This is a genomic window from Spirillospora sp. NPDC048819, from assembly GCF_040650055.1.
Classification (GTDB): Bacteria; Actinomycetota; Actinomycetes; order Streptosporangiales; family Streptosporangiaceae; genus Spirillospora.
In genome coordinates this window covers 92,283-110,426 of record NZ_JBEZGN010000006.1, presented here as the reverse complement: position 1 = coordinate 110,426, position 18,144 = coordinate 92,283, and the positions used below count along the sequence as shown (strand labels likewise).

The 18,144-nt window shown below is 70.1% G+C and carries 18 protein-coding genes; 12 read left to right on the top strand and 6 right to left on the bottom strand.

The features are described from left to right. Window positions 1–735 precede the first annotated feature (735 nt). The 3 genes from AB0C35_RS11300 (at window position 736) to AB0C35_RS11290 (ending at window position 7,762) form a co-directional block, all read left to right on the top strand. Window positions 736–3,294 carry a transglycosylase domain-containing protein gene (locus AB0C35_RS11300; protein ID WP_358453231.1) on the top strand — a complete coding sequence of 853 codons (2,559 nt, stop codon included), beginning with the start codon at window positions 736–738 and terminating at the stop codon, window positions 3,292–3,294. Window positions 3,295–3,733: 439 nt separating this feature from the next. After that, the gene (locus tag AB0C35_RS11295; protein ID WP_358453228.1) at window positions 3,734–6,136 is read left to right on the top strand and encodes a transglycosylase domain-containing protein; all 2,403 of its coding nucleotides are present in this window, start codon (window positions 3,734–3,736) and stop codon (window positions 6,134–6,136) included. A 165-nt stretch (window positions 6,137–6,301) separates the two neighbouring features. Then, window positions 6,302–7,762: a glycosyltransferase 87 family protein gene (locus AB0C35_RS11290; protein WP_358453225.1), complete on the top strand. Its 1,461-nt coding sequence runs from the start codon at window positions 6,302–6,304 to the stop codon at window positions 7,760–7,762. Here the strand turns inward: AB0C35_RS11290 and AB0C35_RS11285 are convergent. Beyond that, window positions 7,759–8,700, bottom strand: coding sequence for a MerR family transcriptional regulator (locus AB0C35_RS11285; RefSeq protein WP_358453222.1), 942 nt, complete (start codon window positions 8,698–8,700; stop codon window positions 7,759–7,761). The genes AB0C35_RS11290 and AB0C35_RS11285 overlap by 4 nt on opposite strands. A 70-nt stretch (window positions 8,701–8,770) precedes the next feature. Here AB0C35_RS11285 and AB0C35_RS11280 point away from each other — a divergent pair, with 70 nt between their 5' ends. Both AB0C35_RS11280 and AB0C35_RS11275 read left to right on the top strand, forming a co-directional pair. Then, window positions 8,771–9,700: an aminoglycoside phosphotransferase family protein gene (locus AB0C35_RS11280; protein ID WP_358453219.1), complete on the top strand. Its 930-nt coding sequence runs from the start codon at window positions 8,771–8,773 to the stop codon at window positions 9,698–9,700. A 258-nt stretch (window positions 9,701–9,958) separates the two neighbouring features. Continuing rightward, window positions 9,959–10,426: a barstar family protein gene (locus AB0C35_RS11275; RefSeq protein WP_358453216.1), complete on the top strand. Its 468-nt coding sequence runs from the start codon at window positions 9,959–9,961 to the stop codon at window positions 10,424–10,426. Window positions 10,427–10,433: 7 nt separating this feature from the next. On the opposite strand, the gene AB0C35_RS11270 is transcribed toward AB0C35_RS11275, so the two are convergent. The 3 genes from AB0C35_RS11270 to AB0C35_RS11260 all read right to left on the bottom strand — a co-directional run bounded on the left by AB0C35_RS11270 (window position 10,434) and on the right by AB0C35_RS11260 (window position 12,154). Further along, a complete protein-coding gene (locus AB0C35_RS11270) occupies window positions 10,434–10,811 on the bottom strand; it encodes a DUF4190 domain-containing protein (RefSeq protein ID WP_358453213.1) in 378 nt (125 codons plus the stop codon). A 173-nt stretch (window positions 10,812–10,984) separates the two neighbouring features. Continuing rightward, window positions 10,985–11,752, bottom strand: coding sequence for a deoxyribonuclease IV (locus AB0C35_RS11265; protein WP_358453210.1), 768 nt, complete (start codon window positions 11,750–11,752; stop codon window positions 10,985–10,987). 96 nt (window positions 11,753–11,848) lie between these two features. Further along, window positions 11,849–12,154, bottom strand: coding sequence for a hypothetical protein (locus AB0C35_RS11260; protein WP_358453207.1), 306 nt, complete (start codon window positions 12,152–12,154; stop codon window positions 11,849–11,851). A gap of 217 nt (window positions 12,155–12,371) precedes the next feature. On the opposite strand from AB0C35_RS11260, the gene AB0C35_RS11255 reads away from it, so the two are divergent. The 7 genes from AB0C35_RS11255 (at window position 12,372) to AB0C35_RS11225 (ending at window position 16,342) form a co-directional block, all read left to right on the top strand. Beyond that, a complete protein-coding gene (locus tag AB0C35_RS11255; protein WP_358453204.1) occupies window positions 12,372–12,539 on the top strand; it encodes a hypothetical protein in 168 nt (55 codons plus the stop codon). Between the two features lie 184 nt (window positions 12,540–12,723). After that, a complete protein-coding gene (rpsF, locus tag AB0C35_RS11250) occupies window positions 12,724–13,014 on the top strand; it encodes a 30S ribosomal protein S6 (protein WP_089310777.1) in 291 nt (96 codons plus the stop codon). 37 nt (window positions 13,015–13,051) lie between these two features. Continuing rightward, the gene (locus tag AB0C35_RS11245; protein WP_358453201.1) at window positions 13,052–13,624 is read left to right on the top strand and encodes a single-stranded DNA-binding protein; all 573 of its coding nucleotides are present in this window, start codon (window positions 13,052–13,054) and stop codon (window positions 13,622–13,624) included. 76 nt (window positions 13,625–13,700) lie between these two features. Beyond that, window positions 13,701–13,937, top strand: coding sequence for a 30S ribosomal protein S18 (rpsR, locus tag AB0C35_RS11240; RefSeq protein ID WP_019631633.1), 237 nt, complete (start codon window positions 13,701–13,703; stop codon window positions 13,935–13,937). Window positions 13,938–13,953: 16 nt separating this feature from the next. Then, the gene (gene rplI, locus AB0C35_RS11235) at window positions 13,954–14,400 is read left to right on the top strand and encodes a 50S ribosomal protein L9 (RefSeq protein WP_358453198.1); all 447 of its coding nucleotides are present in this window, start codon (window positions 13,954–13,956) and stop codon (window positions 14,398–14,400) included. A gap of 207 nt (window positions 14,401–14,607) precedes the next feature. Beyond that, window positions 14,608–15,096, top strand: coding sequence for a hypothetical protein (locus AB0C35_RS11230; protein WP_358453195.1), 489 nt, complete (start codon window positions 14,608–14,610; stop codon window positions 15,094–15,096). A 562-nt stretch (window positions 15,097–15,658) separates the two neighbouring features. Next, window positions 15,659–16,342 carry a peptidoglycan recognition family protein gene (locus AB0C35_RS11225; protein WP_358453192.1) on the top strand — a complete coding sequence of 228 codons (684 nt, stop codon included), beginning with the start codon at window positions 15,659–15,661 and terminating at the stop codon, window positions 16,340–16,342. Window positions 16,343–16,365: 23 nt separating this feature from the next. On the opposite strand, the gene AB0C35_RS11220 is transcribed toward AB0C35_RS11225, so the two are convergent. Next, window positions 16,366–16,554, bottom strand: a complete 189-nt coding sequence (locus AB0C35_RS11220) for a hypothetical protein (RefSeq protein ID WP_052357975.1) — start codon at window positions 16,552–16,554, stop codon at window positions 16,366–16,368. A gap of 57 nt (window positions 16,555–16,611) precedes the next feature. Further along, the gene (locus AB0C35_RS11215) at window positions 16,612–17,937 is read right to left on the bottom strand and encodes an MATE family efflux transporter (protein ID WP_358453188.1); all 1,326 of its coding nucleotides are present in this window, start codon (window positions 17,935–17,937) and stop codon (window positions 16,612–16,614) included. Between the last annotated feature and the right edge of the window lie 207 nt (window positions 17,938–18,144).

Sequence of the window (18,144 nt, the reverse complement as noted above, 5' to 3'; positions counted from 1 at the left end):
GGCCCCGGTGCCTCCGGCGGCCCCGGCGCATTCAGCGGCTCCAGCATGAGCGGAACACCGAGCGGCCCCGGCGGTCAACACGGCTCCAGCGGTCCCGGCGGCCCCAGCGGTCCTGGTGGCTCGGGCGGTCCTGGCGGCCCCGCCGGCATGGGTGGCTCCGGCGGTCCGAGCGGTCCCAGCGGTCCGAGTGGTCCTGGCGGTCCCGGTGGTTCTGGCCATCCCGGCGGTCCTGGTGGCTCGGGCGGCCCCGGCGGTCCTGCCGGTATGGGCGGCTCTGGTGGCTCCGGTAGTCAGGGCGGCCCGGGCGGCGGCGGTGCGAGTCCTTACAGCGGTTCCGGCGGTTCCGGCGGTTCCGGTGGTCCGGGTGGTCCCATGGGTGGGGCCGGCGGGCCTGGCGGTGCGGGCTCTGGTGGTCCGAGTGGGCCTGGCGGTCAGTTCGGCGGAGGTCGTCCCGGCGGTCCGGGTGGGTCCGGGCCGGGTGGTTCGGGTGGTCCTGGAATGGGGCGTGGTCCTGGATCACCTGGGCCCGGTGGTCACGGGATGCAAGGGGGACCCGGTGGGCCGGGTGGTCCCGGGGCGCCCGGTGGGCACGGTATGGGGGGTGTGCCCGGTGGGCCGGGCGGTCCTCCTGGGATGCGGCCGCCGAACCGTGGTGGGATGCCCGGCGCGTCCGGTATGGGTGGTGTGCCGGGTGGGCCCGGAGTCGCCGGTCCCGGTGGGCCGGGGATGGGCGGCGTGGCCGGTGCCGCGGGTGCGGCCGGTTTCGGGGTGGCCGCCAAGCCCGGTGTCAAGGGCAAACTCGGCGAGCTCGGGAAGGTCGGCCAGGATCTCGGCTCCAAGGTCACCGCGAAGTTCCGTGGCGGCGGCGTCCGCGCGGCCAACAGGTCGGGTGGGGCGGGACGGCCCGCGGGACCCGCGGGACCCGGTGGTCCGGCAGGCCCCGGCGGTCCAGGCGGTCCAGGTGGGCCGGGGCGGCCGGGTGGTCCCGGTGGGCCCGGACGGCATGGTCAGCCGAAGAAGAAGTCCGGCTTCATCGATCAGCTGCGGTCCCGGGAGTCGGGCTGGCGGCGGTACATCCCGTCCTGGAAGGTCGTGGCCGGTGTCTGCGCGCTGGGGTTCGCGGCGTTCGTCACCCTGATCTGGGTCGCGTACGCGAACACGCCGACGCCCGAGGAGCCCACGGTCGCGGGCGTCGAGGACCAGGCGTCGATCTTCTACTACACCGACGGCCGGGAGATCGGCCGGATCGGCAAGAAGCGGCAGAGCGTCGAGCTGGACAAGATTCCGCCGCACGTCCAGGAGGCGGTGCTGGCGGCGGAGAACCGCAGCTTCCGCACCGACCCCGGATTCTCGGTCAAGGGCACTACGCGCGCGGTGTGGGACAACCTGACCGGCGGCTCGGGCGGCGGGTCCACGATCACGCAGCAGCTGGCGAAGAATTACTACTCCGACCCGAACAACCGGACGATGAGCCGGAAGTTCAAGGAGCTGTTCATCTCGCTGAAGCTGGAGGACAAGCACACCAAGGACGAGATCCTCAAGCTGTACCTGAACACGATCTACTTCGGCCGCAACACCTACGGCATCCAGGCCGCGTCCCGCGAGTACTACGGGACGGACGTGTGGAAGCTCAAGCCCGACCAGGCGGCCCTCCTCGGCGGCATCATCCAGAACCCCAACCGGGACCCGGGCGACAAGGCCAACAAGGCGTGGGCGACCGCGAGGTACGAGTACACGCTCAAGGGCATGGTCTCGATGGGCAAGCTCAGCCAGGCCGACGCCGACAAGTACATCAAGCAGGGGCTGCCCGACATCCGGAAGGCGGGCACCAGCGACCAGCTGTACGGCGGCCAGCGCGGCTACATGCTGATGCGCGCCAAGGAAGAGCTCCGCCGGATGGGGATCGACGAGAAGGAGCTGACGACCAAGGGCCTGCGGGTCTACACGACGTTCGACCGCAAGCGGATGGCGATGGCCAAGAGGGCGGCCGAGAAGACCGTCTCGCAGGTGAACCCGAAGAAGCTCGCGAAGAAGAAGATCCGCGTCGGGCTGGTGTCGGTGAACACCGCGAACGGCGAGGTCGTGGCGTTCTACGGCGGGCCCGACTATCTCGACCAGTCCTTCAACAACGTGTGGCAGGGCTCGGCGCAGGGCGGGTCGGCGATGAAGCCGTACGTGCTGGCGACGGCGCTGAAGCAGAACTACAGCCTGAAGAGCACGCTCGAGGGGAAGTCGAAGACGCCGATCGGCCCGAACGGCAACGTGGTGTCGAAGGACGACCCGAACGCCGTGATCGTCCCGAACAGCCATGACGTGGGCACGCCGATCAACATGATCACGGCGACGAAGGACTCGGTGAACACCGCGTTCATCCAGCTGATGGGCAAGGTCGGCATCGAGGAGGTCATCAAGACCGAGACGGACGCCGGGATCGCGAAGGACCTGCTGGAGCCGCACGACTGCTGCCTGAACCTGGCGCTGGGCGTCAACAACATCCGGCCGATCGAGCAGGCGGCGGGCTACGCGGTGTTCGCCAACGGCGGCGTGTACCACCAGCCGCACGTGATCCGCCAGGTGAAGGAGTCCGACAACAAGACGGTCCGGCTGAAGCCGAAGTACGACAAGCGCCGGGTCTTCGACGCGAAGGTCGCCGCGGACGCCACGTACGCGATGCAGCAGGTCGTCAAGGGCGGTACCGCGACGGCGGCGGCGATCCCGAACCGTCCGGTGGCCGGCAAGACCGGTACCACCGACCGGAACGTCGCGACGTGGTTCGTCGGGTACACGCCGCAGGTCTCCACCGCCGTGACGATCTACAACGACGACACGGGGCGGGACGGGAAGAAGAAGTCGGTGGTCCTGCCCGGGATCGGCACGGTGGAGGGCGGTACGATCCCGGCCCGCATCTGGCGGTCCTACATGGTGAAGGCGATGCAGGGCATCGAGGTGAAGGCGTTCCCGCCGCCGGCGTGGGGCGGGATCGTGCAGAAGTGGGCGAGGCCGCCGAAGAAGAAGGACGACGACAGGCCGCCGTGGTGCGACGAGCCGATCGGCAGGTTCGACCCGCGCTGCCAGGGCGACGGTGACGACGACCGGGGCAAGAAGCCGCCGTGCCAGTCGCCGATCCCCAACGACGACTGCGACCCGAGCAAGCCGCCGAGCAACCCGCCGCCCCGGTGGTGGTGTCAGCTTCACCAGGGTGAGCGCGCCTGCCGCCCGCGGGGTGGTCGCGGCATGGAACCGAACACTGCGAGCATCGTGCCGCTGTTGCCGTTGTCAAGGCCTCCGGAATGAACCGGGCGGGCCGTCGCGTGCGAACCGTCTTGTGGAGGCGGTGGTGTGACATGAAGCATGTTCGCGGATTGCCGCACGCCAGCGGGCATGATCGAGTGCGTCCGGACGGGCGGGGGACGGGGAGCATCGCTCCCCCGGCCCTCACGCCTCCGGGTGAGCAGTACTCTCTGACGACGCACAGCCGTATCCCAGTTGATGAGGTCGCGTGAGTAACCGAAGCCGATACGGACCGGAACACGGAGATGGCCCCGGCCGGAGGGGCGCCCCCCGCCCCGGCGGTTCGGGCACGCCCGCCGGTGCGCCGCGCGGCGGGCCGTCCGGCTCGCCCGCGCCCGGCAAGGGCCCACGTCCCGGCGGCAGGCCGGGTGGACGGGGCGGCGGGCCCGCGAGAGTGGGCGGCGGCTCCGGCGGCGGACGGCGCCGTGCCGCGCCGTCGGCCATGCGTTCGGGGCCGGGCGGCCGGCCGGGCGGCCCGGGTGGTCCGGGCGGCTCCGGTGGCCGCGGAGGTCCCGGCGGCCCCGGAGGTTCGGGCGGCGGCCGCGGCGGTTCCGGCGGCGGCGGCTTCTGGGACGAGGACGGGCGCGGCAAGCGGTCGGACGACCCGGACGAGAAGACCGGCTGGCGGCGGTACATCCCGTCCTGGAAGGTCATGGTCGCCGTCGTCAGCGTGATGATCCTCGGGATGGCGACGCTCGTCATCGTCGCGTACGCCAACACCCCGATCCCGACGGAGAAGCAGCAGGACGCGATCCGGCAGGAATCGGTGATCACGTACGCGGACGGCTCGCCGCTCGCGCGGATCGGCACGCACCGCGAGAACATCCCGCTCGAGAAGGTCCCCAAGCACGTGCAGAACGCGATCCTCGCCGCCGAGGACCGCGGCTTCTGGACCGAGCCGGGCATCTCCCCGACCGGCATCGCGGGTGCGGCGTACCGGGCGTTGACCGGCGGAGAGATCGCGGGCGCCTCGACGATCACCCAGCAGATGGCCCGGAACTACTACGCGGGCCTCAGCCAGGAGCGGACGGTAAGCCGCAAGCTCAAGGAAATCCTCATCTCCATCCGCCTCGGCAAGGAGATGAAGAAGGAGAAGATCCTCGAGCTGTACCTCAACACCGTTCCCTTCGGGCGCCGGTCGTACGGCATCCAGGCGGCGTCGCGGGCCTACTTCCACAAGTCCGTCACCGAGATCAACGAGTCGGAAGCGGCGATGCTGGCGGCGATGATCCAGCGCCCCGGATACTTCGCGACCTACGGCCCGGCGTCCAACCCGGCCAAGCAGGCGCTGATCGACCGCTGGAACTACGTCCTCGACGGGATGGTCGAGGAGGGCTGGCTCGACTCGTCCAAGCGCGCGGCGGCGAAGTTCCCGCAGACGCAGAAGAACTGGAGCGACGTCCCGGACGACCCGAACGCCGGCTATCTGGAGGCGCGGGTGATCGCGGAGCTGAAGTCGCTCGGCATCAACGACCAGATGCTGGAGACCGGCGGTCTGAAGATCAAGACCACGTTCAACAAGGGCCTGCAGGACTACACCAACAAGGCCGTCAAGCAGATCAGGAAAGAGAACGGCCTCGGTAAGGACATTCACTTCGGGCTGGCGGCGATCGACCCGAAGACGGGAGGGGTGGTGGCCGCCTACGGTGGCCCCGACTTCCGCAAGCAGCAGTTCGACAACTCGTTCCAGGGCAACGTGCAGCCCGGTTCGTCGTTCAAGCCGATCGTCCTCGCCACCGCCCTCGATCAGGGCATCAGCCTGAAGACGACGATGGACGGCAGTTACAAGCGGACGATCAACGGTGCGACGTTCACCAACGACAACCGGGCTGAGAACGGCATCTACACGCTCAAGCAGATGACGGCAATGTCGATCAACACGGCGTATGTCGAGCTCGGCCAGAAGGTCCAGCTGTCCAATGTCGTGGAGATGGCCAAGAAGATGGGCATCCCCGAGAAGACCGACAACCTCAACCCCAGCTACACGTCGCTGCCGCTGGGCGTCATCGACACGACCCCGGTCACCATGGCCTCGGTGTACTCGACGTTCGCCGCGGAGGGGCAGCACCGCCAGGCCCACGTGATCGCCAAGATCACCGACAACCAGGGCAACCCCATCACGAACGAGGACGGCAAGGTCTTGGAGAAGCTGCCCTGGGAGACGCCTACGAAGGCGTTCTCACAGGGCGTCGCGCGGGACGCCACGTCGGCGCTGCAGGCGGTCGTCACGTCCGGTACCGGTAAGCGCGCCAGCCTCGGCTCCCGCCCGGTCGCCGGCAAGACCGGTACGACGGACGAGAACAAGTCGGCCTGGTTCGTCGGCTACACGCCGGAACTGGCGACGGCGTCGGCGATGTGGCGCCAGGACAAGAACGGGAACCGCAAGTCGCTGATCGGCGTGGGCAACTACAGCCAGGTCTACGGTGGTACGGTCCCCGCCGACCTGTTCAAGACGTTCATGATGAAGGCGCTGGAGGGCAAGGAGATCAAGCAGTTCCCGCCGCCGGTCTACGGTGGCGAGATCGCGCCGTGGGCGAAGGCGAAGCCGGAGCCCACCCCGTCGGCGACGCCGTCCCCGACGAACACGCCGGACTGCCGGCCGGGCCAGCCGAACCCGACGCCGGGCTGCCAGACGAACACGCCGGGCCCGACGTTCTCGCAGACGCCTCCGCCCGGACCGGGGGAGCCCTGTAACCGGATCGGCATGCCGGTCGGCTGCGACCCCAACCTGCCGCCCGAGGGAGACAAGGACTGGTGGTGCGCGCAGCCCGAGCATCGGGACGATCCCGCCTGCCGTCAGAACGGCGGGGACGACCCGAACTTTGACGGCACCAGACAGAGTTAGTGGCCGCGGATGGCGGGACGCCCGTCCCGGCATCCGCGGCGAGGCGAACGGCCCGGAACCCGAAGTGGCTCCGGGCCGTCTCGCATTCTGAGCGCCGGTTTCCTGGCACCGGTTTCCTGGGCGTCCGGAACGAGGCGGGTGCCATGACCAATAGTCTTTCTGTCCATGTCGTCGTCTTCCGAGAGGCTCGCGATGTCCGCCGCCGACACCGACAGCGATGAGGCGGATGGTCCGGCGTCCCGGCGCCGGGACCGGCTGATGCCGTTCGCGCCGGTGCTGACGGGCCTCACCGCCCTGGTGTGCCTGCTCGGCTGGCTGCAGAAACGGCCGTGCGCGTCGGCGAACTTCGACTTCATCAAGACGACGACGAACGCCTGCTACACCGACATCTATCCGCTCTACTACGTGCGCGGGCTGAGCGACGGCAAGGTCCCGTACTTCGACTCGTTCACCGGTTCCGACATCCACTACGTGGAGTACCCGGTCCTGAGCGGCGCCTTCATGCAGCTGGTCGCCTGGCTGGTGCAGCCGTTCGGTGTGGAAGCCCGCGGAATGGCGTTCTACAACGTCACCGCACTGCTTCTCGCCGTCCTCGCGGTCGTGGCGGTGCTCGCGACCGCGTACGCGGCGGGACGGCGTTCGCTGCGCGTCGGTCTGATGGTGGCGCTGTCCCCCGCGCTGCTGCTCACCGCGTACATCAACTGGGACCTGCTCGCGGTGGCGCTGTCCGCGCTGGCCCTGGCCGCCTGGTCGGCGCGGCGCCCGGCCCTCGCGGGCGCGATGCTCGGGCTGGCGATCGCAGCGAAGTTCTACCCGCTGCTGTTCCTCGGCCCGCTGGTGCTGCTGTGCGTCCGCGCCGGGCAGTGGCGCGCCATGGGACGGATGCTCGCCGGCACCGCCGCCGCCTGGCTGCTGGTCAACCTGCCGGTGATGGTCTTCGCGTGGGACGGGTGGAAGGAGTTCTACACCTTCAGCCAGGGCCGCGGCGTCGACTGGGGTTCGATCTTCTTCTACCTGGGGGATCGCGGGCTGGAGAAGCCGCTGTCCGATACGGAGCTGCTCAACCTCCTCGGCACGGGCACGTTCCTCGTCCTCGCGGCCGGCATCGCCGTCCTCGCCCTCACCGCGCCGCGCCGGCCGCGCCTGCCGCAGCTGATGTTCCTCGTGCTGGTCGCGTTCATGCTGCCGAACAAGGTCTGGTCGCCGCAGTACGTGCTGTGGCTGCTGCCCCTCGTCGTCCTGGCGCGCCCGAAGCTGCCCGCGTTCGTGGCCTGGCAGGTCGGGGAGATCATCTACTTCTTCGGCATCTGGTGGTTCCTGCTGTCGGTCTCCGCGCAGACGCCGGGCGCGGACTTTCCGGACACCCTGTCGGCGGTACTGGGTTTCGACGCGCCCGAGGGCGGTATCAGCCAGGACGTGTACCACCTGGCCCTGCTCGCGCGGTTCGTGACCGTCCTGGCGCTGGCGGCTCTGGTGGTGTGGGACGTGCTGCGCCCGTCCAGCGACGTCGTGCGGTCCGGCGGAGTCGACGACCCCGCCGGCGGGGTGCTCGACGGCGCGGAGGACGTGATCTCACTGGGACGCTGGCGTGGCCGCCACCACGCCGGCGTCCCAGTGCCGTCCTAGGAGCGGCGCAGGGCCTCGACGAACCATTCGAACGACGGGGTCATCGTCGGCCACGTGGGCCATCCGTTGATGATGGCGAGCAACTCCCAGTACCGCTCCGCGCGCCGGTCGGTGCCGATCTCGGTCCGCCTCCGCAGCTCACGCCTGAACTCGGTGTCGTCGGTGGCGCCGTAGGCCTGCGCGTAGGCGGCGACGAGTTCGTCGACGATGGGACGGGCCGCGTCCGAGCCCGGCTCGATCCCGTTCTCGATCGCCGCCGCGATCTTCTCTCCGGTGAGCCGGCCGAGCTGCTCCAGGTCCTCCGGGTACCCGCCCCGCTGGATCTCGGCGGCCTGCGCCTCCGCCATCCGCCGGACCGCCGCCCGGAATCCGGGGTCGCCGACCAGTTCGGCCAGCTCCACCCATGCGTCGACCTGCTCGGGCTCGGGGTCGTCGGGCAGTTCCGGCAGCGCGGACCGCATCTTGGCCTCGAAGTCGGGGTCGACGTCGAGCCCGGCGAACGACTCGTCGATGAAGTCGGTGATGATGCGCCGCCGCTCCTCGTCGGAAAGGCGTGCGAGCTTGTGCATGAGTTCCATCTCCTCGGGACTGGATGCTCGTTTGGCGACGGCCCGGAGCACGGCCCGGCGAAGCCGGAGCGTGCGGATCTGCACGTCCAGCGCCTCGGCGTGCGCCGCCGCGACCTCCCCGACGCCGATCTCGCGGTCCAGCACCCGCCGGACCGTCCCGAGGTCCACGCCGAGGTCGCGCAGCGTCCGCACCAGGTCGAGGCGTGCGACGGCCTCCACGTCGTACAGCCGGTAGCCGGCGGCGGTACGGGACGTCGCCGGCACCACGCCCGCGTCGGAGTAGAACCGGATCGTCCGCACCGAAAGCCCGGTGCGCCGCGCCAGTTCGCCGATCGTGTACCGGATGTCGCCTTCCATGCCGTCCACCATGAGGCCTCCAGTTACTAGAGACTCAAGCCCACACCATCATCACCCCCGCCCGAACTGGACAGGAGCGCAGATGACCAGGAACGTCGTCCTCCCCGAAGCGTGGGAACCGAGGGTTCGCGCCGCCCTCGCCGACGTCCGGCCCGACCTGGCGGGGTGCCCGCTGCGGCACCTCGGCGCGGGGTACGAGAGCGTGGCGCTGCTCCTGGAGGCGGAGCGGGAGACGTACGTGCTCCGCTTCCCGCGCGGCGAGGACGGCGCGGCGGGCATCGCATGCGAGGCCCGGCTGCTGCCCGAACTCGGCGGCACGCTCGGCGTCCCCATCCCCTCCTTCGCGTTCACCGCCCCGAACCCGCTCGGCCCGGGAGTGTTCTGCTGCTATCCGCTCGTCCCCGGGGAGTCGCTGGACGAGGAGGAATGGCATGCCCGCGGGCTGCTGGACGAACCGGGCCCCGTCCGCCAGATCGCGGATCTGCTGGAGGCGATCCACGCGTTCCCGGTGGAGCGCGCCCGCGAACTCGGCGTCCCCGAGGCGGATCTGCGCGCGGACTTCACCGGCGACCTGCGTCTCGTCCGCGCCGAGGTGGCGCCGCTGCTGCCGCCGGACGTGGCCCGCCTCCTGATCGCGGCCTATGAGCGTCACCTCGCCGACGACGGCGACTTCGACGGCCGGCCGGCGCTGATCCACGCCGACTTCAGCCTGGACCACCTCCTGGTCACCGGGACGCGGATCACCGGGCTGATCGACTTCGGTGACGTGCGGATCGGCGACCCCGACTACGACCTGTGCTACCTGTGGCCGGAGACGAACCGGCGGTTCGTCCGGCGGCTCCAGGAACACCGGGGCCGGCCGTTCGACGCGCGCCTGGAGGCCAAGCTGCGCTTCTGGGAACTGGCCGACCCGGTGAGCGACGTGCTCCACGGCATCGAGCACGGCATGCCGGACGTCCGCGACGAGGGCGTGAACCTCCTCACCACCCTCCTGGCCCCTGACCGCCGCTGATCTGGCGACGATGCGAAGGACCGTCTGGCCGTGGCGGGGCTCACCCGTGATCGGGCAGGTCAGCGCGTCGTTGGACGTCCGGTCGCGGGGGCTGTGCGACGATCGCGGACGCACGCGGGTATCCGTGCCCGGAAGCTGTGGCCGGATTCTGCCCAAATTGGGGGGATTTCGTGGGCGTTGGCCGGGGATGATCGCGGCCGGTGGGGCGGGTCGCCCCGGCCCCGCGGAGGCGGGGCGCACGAACTGCCGGGAGATGACGTGGACGCGAACCAAGCACTGACCGAGCTGCTGGCGGGACGGCTGGCACCGGGCGTCTACCAGTGGCGGACGCCCCCGGTGCCGGGCGCGGTCGGCGACACGAGCTGGACCGAACGCGCCGAGGAGGCCGGCTGGAGGGGGTTCCATCTCGACGGCCGCCGCGCCCGCGACCGGGAATCGTTCCTGCGCCTGTGCGCGGACGTCTTCGAACTCCCCGGAGGGACGGCCGACGGCTGGGACGCGCTCGGTGACGGCCTGGCCGACCTGTCGTGGACGCCCGCCAAGAACGGCTACGTGGTGCTGTACGAGTCGTGGGCCGAACTCGCCGACGCCGACCAGCGGTCGTTCCGCGCCGTCCTGGACGTGTTCGCGAGCACGGTCAAGGCTTGGCGGGACACGTCCACCCCCATGACCGTTCTGATGTCGAGCGTCGGTGTGGAAGTCGCAGGCGTCCCCCGCCTCGCCTGACCGGACGTTAGTAGGTGCTCGTGCTGCCCGTCTCGGCGGCGAACATCGCCAGGCCGAGGATGTAGAGGAACCAGAAGACGATCCAGCCGGCCGTGATGAGGTAGCCGAGGATGAGGCCGGTAACGGCCATCCCGTGGCCGCCCTCACCCGTCCGCTTCATCTGGCTCTGCGCCACGTGCCCGAAGATGATCGCGAGGATGGACGTCAGTCCGCAGGCGAAGAAACCGATGAGCCCGCACACCATCGACGCGGTCGCCATGCCGTTCGTCGGCCGGGCGACGGGGACCGAGGGCCCGTAGTAGTGGTGCTGCACGGCGGGGGGCTGCTGGGAGTAGGACTGGCCGTAGGGGTCCTGAGAGCCGTAGCCGTAGGGGTCGTATGCCATGTGCTTCCCGATCGGTTCGCGCGCCCGCCGCCGAGAGTACGCGCGTGCGCTGAGGCTGGGTTCCGGATTATGCCAGTGTGACGCGACCTTCGGTTTTTGTCGTCATGCTGGGCTTACGTGTTCTTGGATGCCGCGTCTGCCGGAAGGGTTCCATCGTCCGACTCTGCGTGCGGTCAGAGATTCGAACGCAACCAGGAGATGTCGTCCGCCTGACCGTCCGCCGGCGTCTCCACCACGACCGGCGCACCCGCGGCCCGCACCACGCTCAGGATCAGTTCGGGATCGATGCTGCCGTTGCCCAGATTGGCGTGCCGGTCGGCACCGGACCCGAACGCGTCGCGGCTGTCGTTGCAGTGCACCAGGTCGATGCCGCCGGTGATGGCCTTGATGCGGTCGACGGCGTCCACGAGTTCCTCCCCCGCCGCGTGCGCGTGGCAGGTGTCGAGGCAGAAACCGATTTTGGACTCCAGCCCCGGAACCCCGGACAGCACCTCCCACAGCCGCGCGATCCGGTCGAACTTGCGAGCCATGGCGTTCCCGCCGCCCGCGGTGTTCTCGATGTAGACGGGGATGGGGCACTCGACCCGTTCGAACACCTTGCGCCAGTTCTCGAAGCCCATCTCGGGGTCGTCGTCCTTCAGCACATGGCCGCCGTGCACGATCAGCGCCTTTGCGCCGATGGACGCGGCCGCCTCCAGTTGCTGGGTGAGGTTCTTACGGCTCGGGATGCGGATCCGGTTGTTGGACGTCGCCACATTGATCGTGTAGGGCGCGTGCACATAGACGTCCACTCCCGAGCCCGCCAGCGCACCGACGCCCTCCGGTAGGACGGGCTTCTTCCAGCCCTGCGGGTCACCCAGGAAGAACTGAACGACGTCCGCCCCGATCGCGCGGGCGTTGTCGAGCGGGTTGGTCTGATCGACATGGGCTCCGATGCGCATGCCACGAGCCTAGCCGCGCCCTCCGACAACGCACACGAACACCCGGGCCCACGCGGGAGCGGGCCCGGCGGTCACCGGATCTTCGGGCGGCGAAGGTCAGATCGAGAAGCCGCCGTTGTTCAGCGCGAAGCCGACGCCCAGGAACGAGGCCACCATGCCGATGACGTTCAGCCACCGCTCGTTCGTGGTCTCGGAGATCAACTGGGAGTACAGGGCGAGCGGCAGGCCGATCAGGCCGGCGACGGCCCCGGGGAAGTGCGTCGCCGGGATCCAGCCGAGGATGAGCGCGGCGATTCCGACCGTGATCGACGCCACCGCCAGCGCGTCCTGGAGCCGGTGCGGTTCGGGTTCGCCGTCGAGGCCGATGGCCTGCCTTCTGGTACCTGCTGCCTCCTGCGGCATGGGACCCTCCTCCACGTCGAGTCTCCCGCGTGAGGGGCACACGCTGCCCGCGGGGAACGGACGGACCGTGCCCGTAGGGATTCCCAGCCGGACCGGCGATCAACCGGGGCGGACGCCCGGAAAATGTCGGCGGCACCCGGTAGAGTCGAACACAGATTCGAGAAATCCGGCCCGGTCCGGCCCCCGAGGGGAAGCGGGGGAGAGCAGGAGGTGAACCATGGTGACGAAAGCGGAGCTGGGGCTCATCGGTGACGCGGAGCTCGTGGAGGAGTTGTCGCTGCTGACGACCCAGACCGCCCGCATGCGCGCCCGCATGGCCGACATCATGGCCGAACTGGAGCGTCGGCGCTGCGGCAAGAACGTCCGGTCGGGCATGCGGCGCTGACGGCGCTCGCTGTCGGCGCTCGCTGTCGGAACCGGCTCGTACGCTGCCAACTGTTGGTAGCCTGGAGCGGTCTCGCGGCAGGTGCGCCCGGCGATCCGGGGTCCGGCGCCGCCGCGGGAGACGCAACAGCCCTCCTGTCACGGAGAGACCGTGACCGCATCAGTCCAGAGGAGGTAGGGACAGCATGCGTCGTTACGAACTCATGACCATTCTCGACCCCGCCATCGACGAGCGCACCGCGAGTGCGGCCCTCGACCCGTTCCTGAAGGTCGTCAAGGACGGCGGCGGCAGCGTGGAGAAGGTCGACGTCTGGGGCCGCCGGCGCCTGGCGTACGACATCCAGAAGAAGTCCGAAGGCATCTACGCGGTGGTCGACCTGTCGGCTGAGCCTGCCACGGTCAAGGAGCTCGACCGGCAGCTCAACCTGAGCGAGTCGATCCTCCGTACCAAGGTCATCCGCCCCGAGGTCCACTGAGCCAGGCTCAGCCCTCTCACCAGCCGGAGCGAGCCCCATGGCAGGCGACACCGTAATCACGATCGTCGGGAACCTCGTCGAGGACCCGAATCTGCGCTTCACCTCGAGCGGCCAGGCCGTCGCGTCCTTCCGCATCGCCTCGACCCCGCGGTACTTCGACCGCCAGTCGGGTGACTGGAAGGACCGCGAGGCGCTGTTCCTCACCTGCAACGTCTGGCGGCAGGCCGCGGAGAACGTGGCCGAGACCCTGCAGCGCGGCATGCGCGTGATCGTGCAGGGCCGTCTCCAGCAGCGGTCGTACGAGACCCGCGAGGGTGAGAAGCGCACCGTCTTCGAGATCGAGGTCGAAGAGGTCGGCCCGTCACTGCGCAGCGCGACCGCCAAGGTCAACAAGACCCAGCGGCAGGGCGGTGGCGGTGGCGGCGGCTTCGGCGGCGGCGGCGGCGGTGGCGGCGGCCAGGGCGGCGGCGGTTTCGGCGGCGGCGGTGGCGGCGGCCAGCAGGGCGGCGGCTTCGGCGGCGGCCAGCAGGGCGGCCCCCCTGCCGACGACCCCTGGGCCACCGGCGGCGGTGGCGGCGGAGGCGGATTCTCCGACGACCCGCCGTTCTAGACCGGCCGTTCCGGCCAGCAAGATCAAGTACACGTCCATTCCCGCGTGAGCGGGGCTCTCCCAAAGGAGCACCACGATGGCGAAGCCACCTCCCCGCAAGCCGAAGAAGAAGGTTTGCGTTTTCTGCCAGGAGAAGATCTCCTACGTCGACTACAAGGACACCGGCCTGCTGCGGAAGTTCATCTCCGACCGCGGCAAGATCCGTGCCCGGCGGGTGACCGGAAACTGCACCCAGCACCAGCGGGACGTCGCCACGGCGATCAAGAACGCCCGCGAGATGGCGCTGCTGCCCTACACCAGCACCGCGCGCTGAGGCAGGGGGATAGATCATGAAGCTCATCCTGACCCAGCAGGTCTCCGGGCTCGGCGAGCCCGGTGACGTCATCGAGGTCCGGGACGGCTACGGCCGCAACTACCTCGTCCCCCGCGGTTTCGCGATCAGGTGGACCCGGGGCGCCGAGAAGGAGATCGACTCGATCAAGAAGGCGCGCTCGTCCCGCGAGATCGCCACGGTCGAGCACGCCAAGGAGGTCGCCGGCCGGCTGGCGGCGCTGCGGGTGACGCTGCGCACCCGCACCGGCAGCGGCGGCCGCCTCTTCGGCGCCGTGACCGCCGCCGACATCGCCGAGGCGGTCCGCGCGGCCGACGGCCCCGACCTGGACCGCCGCCGCATCGAGATCGGCAACCCGATCAAGACGGTCGGCACCCACCGGGTCAGCGTCCGCCTTCACAGCGACGTCAACGCCACCATCGACGTCGACGTCGTCGAAGCCTGACACGCTCCACCGAACGACCCTCGCGCCCCGGGACCACCCGAGGCACGGGGGTCGTTTCGCATCCACCACACCACCTCCGACGCCGACCCCCCCGCCCACACGCCGCAACCACCGCCGCACGTGCTTCCGGCAGGCCGGCTCCGTTGACTCGGCGTCGGATACATGGCGTTTGCGTACTCTGGCCGCAGGGACACTCCTGGGAGCGGAATGCGGCGAGGGCGATGGACGGCTGCGGGGCTGGGGTGGCTGTCCGCCGGGGTGCTGACGGCGGCGGCCGGCGTCGGCGTGACCTCGGCGGGTACGGGTGCGCTCGGGCTGGAGACGCACACCTTCACCCGTGTCGACTGCCGTTCCGTCTCCGTCAAGGGCGGTACGGTCTGGCACTGCATAGGTGAGAGCCCGGCCCAGGTGCGCGCCAACGACGAGGCCGACCGGCGGGCCGCGCAGGCCGCGCTGCGCGCCCACCGCGACGGCGTCCCCTCTGACATCGGGCCGCACAAGCGCACCAGGCTGACCTTCGTCGACCATGACGGACGACGCGACCCGCAGGAAGTCACCGCGTCCCGCGTGCCGGTCGTCGACCGATGGATCGCGCATTCCGGCAACGTGGTCGGCGCGGGCGTACTGCTGACCGTGTTCGGGATCATGGGCGTGGCCTGGAGTGCGTACCGGTTGCGGCCACTCCGACCTGGTTGATCCCGGCCACGCGTCGCGTGCACGCCCACGGGTCGTGCCCGCGCCCACGCGTCGTGTCCGCGCCCACGCGTCGTGTCCGTGTCCGCGCCCACGCGTCGTGTCCGCGCCCGCGCGTCTCGTGCACGCCCACGGTTCGTGTCTGCGCCCACGCGTCATGTCTGCGCCCACGCGTCATGTCTGCGCCCACGCGTCGCCGGGGTCGGCGCCATCGGGGCGCCGGCGTGCCGTCGCCGGGAACCGCCTCCGGGCGGCTCTAACGTCGGCAATCTCTGTTGCAAGGTCCGGCGTTGCCTCGTTCAAACGGGGGTGATGTCCCCTGGGTTTCATGTGAAACGTCCACGAACCGCCCTGTGTTTGGTTGATCAACTAAGCGGTCAATACGTTCCGTGACAAGATCGCCGCGGAACGAAGGGGGACGGTGTTGATCGCGCATTCGGGGGAGAGCGCGGACGGCCGGCGACGGGGCGGCCCACCGGTGACGCGCCGGTCGCTCATCGGCGGCGTGGTGGGGGCGGGCCTGCTGGAGGCATTGTGGATGGGAGCTCCCGTCCAGAATGCGGCCATGGCGGACGAGTTTTCCGCCGGACCGGACCACCGGGTCGGCGATCACGTCGCATTCACGGCGGACGTTCCACACGTGTACACGCGTGCGCAATGGAACGCGCGGCCGCCGCGGCGTCCCGCCAAGGTCCTCGGCCGGCCACCTGACCACATCGTCGTCCACCACACGGCCACGGCGAACTCCAGTGACCGCTCGCTCGGCCACGCGTTCGCCCTGTCCCGGTCCATCCAGAACTTCCACATGAACGGGAACGGCTGGGACGACACGGGCCAGCAACTCACGATCAGCCGCGGCGGCATCGTGATGGAGGGACGCAACAGGAGCCTGAAAGCCGTCCGGGCGGGCGATCTCGCCGTCGGCGCGCAGGTCCTGCACCACAACGGGCACACGATCGGGATCGAGAACGAGGGCACATACACGAACAAACGCGTCCCGGGACGTCTGTGGGACTCGCTCGTGGAGGTGTGCGTCTGGCTCTGCCAGGCGTACAACCTCGACCCGTCCCAGGCGATCGTCGGCCACCGGGACTACAACAGCACCGCGTGCCCCGGCGACGTGCTCTACGCCCAGTTGCCGAAGCTCCGCAGGTCGGTGGCCGCCCGGCTGAACGGTTCGCCGAGCCCGGGCGGTGTCACCGGTGGCCAGCAGATGCCGGCGTTCCCGACTTTCGGCGACTTCGGCTGACCGGCCGGCCGCGGCGGGCGCCGCTACGTTTCGGGGGTGGTGTAGCGGGTGCGGCGGCGGGCGATCTCGGGGTCGATGCCTTCGACCAGGGACCAGATCCCCGCGACCCGTTCCACCAGGGTCTCCGGGGGCAGCCCCGCGAGGCCCTCCGCCGCCAGGTCGTCGATCGCCTGTGTCAGCCGGGCCATCCGCTCGCCGTGTGTGGAACACATGTTCGAATAGTAGCGAGTGTGACTGCCGGGGCGGGTGCGCTTCGCGGAAATCGGCTCTCAGCGGACGGCGCCGGTGACCATCCAGCGGTCGCCGCGGGCGCGCAGGCCCAGGGTGAGCATCCGGGTCAGCATCCACAGGCCGATCGCCGACCAGAGCCCGATCAGCCCGGCGTCCACCCGGTAGAGGACGATGGCGGCGGGCAGGAAGACGACCGTCGCGATCAGCGTCGTCGCGGCGAGGTACGCGCCGTCGCCCGCGCCGATCAGGATCCCGTCCAGGACGAACACCACGCCCGCGACGGGTTGCATCACCGCGACGAGGAGCAGCGAGGCCAGCAGCAGTTCGCGGACTCCGCCGTCCGAGGTGAACAGGCCCGGCAGCCACGGACGGACCAGCAGGACGATCAGCCCGAAGGCCACGCCGCAGCCGATCCCCCACCACACCATCCGGCGTGTGACGGCCCGCGTGCCGGCGATGTCGCCCGCGCCCAGATAGCGCCCGGTGATCGCCTGCCCGGCGATCGCGATGGCGTCGAGCGCGAACGCCAAGAGCGTCCACACCTGGAAACCCACCTGGTACGCGGCGATCTCCTCGTCCCCCATGCGGGCCGCGATCGAGGTGCCCACGATGAGGACGACGCGTAGGGCCGCCGTCCGGAGCAGGAGCCCGAACCCCGCCGTGGCGGACGTCCTCAGCCCGTCCATGTCGGGACGCACCGGCGCCGAATGCCGCCGCGCCGCCCGCAGGACGACCAGGACGTAGACGGCGGCGCTCCCCGTCTGGGCGATCACGGTTCCCCAGGCCGCGCCGGCGATCCCCCAGTCCAGGACGATCACGAACAGCACGTTGAGGACGATGTTCAGCGAGAACCCGCCGATCGAGACGAGGAGCGGCGTACGGGTGTCCTGGAGGCCGCGCAGCACCCCCGTCCCGGCGAGGATGACCAGCATCGACGGGATGCCGAAGAGGCTCACCCGCAGGTAGGTCGCGGCGTAGGGCGCGACGACGGGGGACGCGCCGAACGCGTCCACGATCAGCGGGATCAGCGGCCAGCCGGCGACGATCAGCGCGACCCCGATGGCGAGCGCGAGCCACATGCCGTCGATGCCCTGCCGGATCGCGGCCCGCAGGTCCCCGGCGCCGATCTGCCGGGCCACCCCGGCCGTCGTCCCGTAGGCGAGGAAGACGCACAGGTAGACCAGCGTGCTCAGGGCCTGGCCGGCGACTCCCAGTCCGCCGAGCTGCGCGGTGCCGAGGTGCCCGACGATCGCCGAGTCCGACAGCAGGAACAGGGGTTCGGCGACGAGCGCGCCGAACGCCGGGACGGCCAGGCGCAGGATCTCGCGATCATGCGCGGTCGCGGGCCGCCGGGAGGTCGTCACCGCGCCGAGAGTACCAGCCCTGTAATTCTCGTCAGCAGCTTGACCCCTTACATCGGGCGAGGCGGCCGACCTTTCTTTCCCGCACACCCGGTGGATGACGTCCTTGCAGCTCAGCTGGCTGTCATCGAAGTCTTCCACGATGAATCCACAGAGTTTTCCACAGGTCGTGCACAACCTTTCCGGCGTGTCTGCACAGGGACTCCACAG

Bases quoted from the DNA above. Each gene is read 5' to 3' on its own strand.
- AB0C35_RS11285 (WP_358453222.1), bottom strand. From the start codon at position 8,700: ATGGTGGACGGCATGGAAGGCGACATCCGGTACACGATCGGCGAACTG.
- AB0C35_RS11260 (WP_358453207.1), bottom strand. From the start codon at position 12,154: ATGCCGCAGGAGGCAGCAGGTACCAGAAGGCAGGCCATCGGCCTCGAC.
- rplI (WP_358453198.1), top strand. From the start codon at position 13,954: ATGAAGCTCATCCTGACCCAGCAGGTCTCCGGGCTCGGCGAGCCCGGT.
- AB0C35_RS11245 (WP_358453201.1), top strand. From the start codon at position 13,052: ATGGCAGGCGACACCGTAATCACGATCGTCGGGAACCTCGTCGAGGAC.
- rpsR (WP_019631633.1), top strand. From the start codon at position 13,701: ATGGCGAAGCCACCTCCCCGCAAGCCGAAGAAGAAGGTTTGCGTTTTC.
- AB0C35_RS11220 (WP_052357975.1), bottom strand. From the start codon at position 16,554: ATGTGTTCCACACACGGCGAGCGGATGGCCCGGCTGACACAGGCGATC.
- AB0C35_RS11225 (WP_358453192.1), top strand. From the start codon at position 15,659: ATGGCGGACGAGTTTTCCGCCGGACCGGACCACCGGGTCGGCGATCAC.
- AB0C35_RS11270 (WP_358453213.1), bottom strand. From the start codon at position 10,811: ATGGCATACGACCCCTACGGCTACGGCTCTCAGGACCCCTACGGCCAG.
- AB0C35_RS11290 (WP_358453225.1), top strand. From the start codon at position 6,302: ATGTCGTCGTCTTCCGAGAGGCTCGCGATGTCCGCCGCCGACACCGAC.
- AB0C35_RS11255 (WP_358453204.1), top strand. From the start codon at position 12,372: ATGGTGACGAAAGCGGAGCTGGGGCTCATCGGTGACGCGGAGCTCGTG.
- AB0C35_RS11265 (WP_358453210.1), bottom strand. From the start codon at position 11,752: ATGCGCATCGGAGCCCATGTCGATCAGACCAACCCGCTCGACAACGCC.
- AB0C35_RS11280 (WP_358453219.1), top strand. From the start codon at position 8,771: ATGACCAGGAACGTCGTCCTCCCCGAAGCGTGGGAACCGAGGGTTCGC.
- AB0C35_RS11295 (WP_358453228.1), top strand. From the start codon at position 3,734: ATGCGTTCGGGGCCGGGCGGCCGGCCGGGCGGCCCGGGTGGTCCGGGC.
- rpsF (WP_089310777.1), top strand. From the start codon at position 12,724: ATGCGTCGTTACGAACTCATGACCATTCTCGACCCCGCCATCGACGAG.
- AB0C35_RS11230 (WP_358453195.1), top strand. From the start codon at position 14,608: ATGCGGCGAGGGCGATGGACGGCTGCGGGGCTGGGGTGGCTGTCCGCC.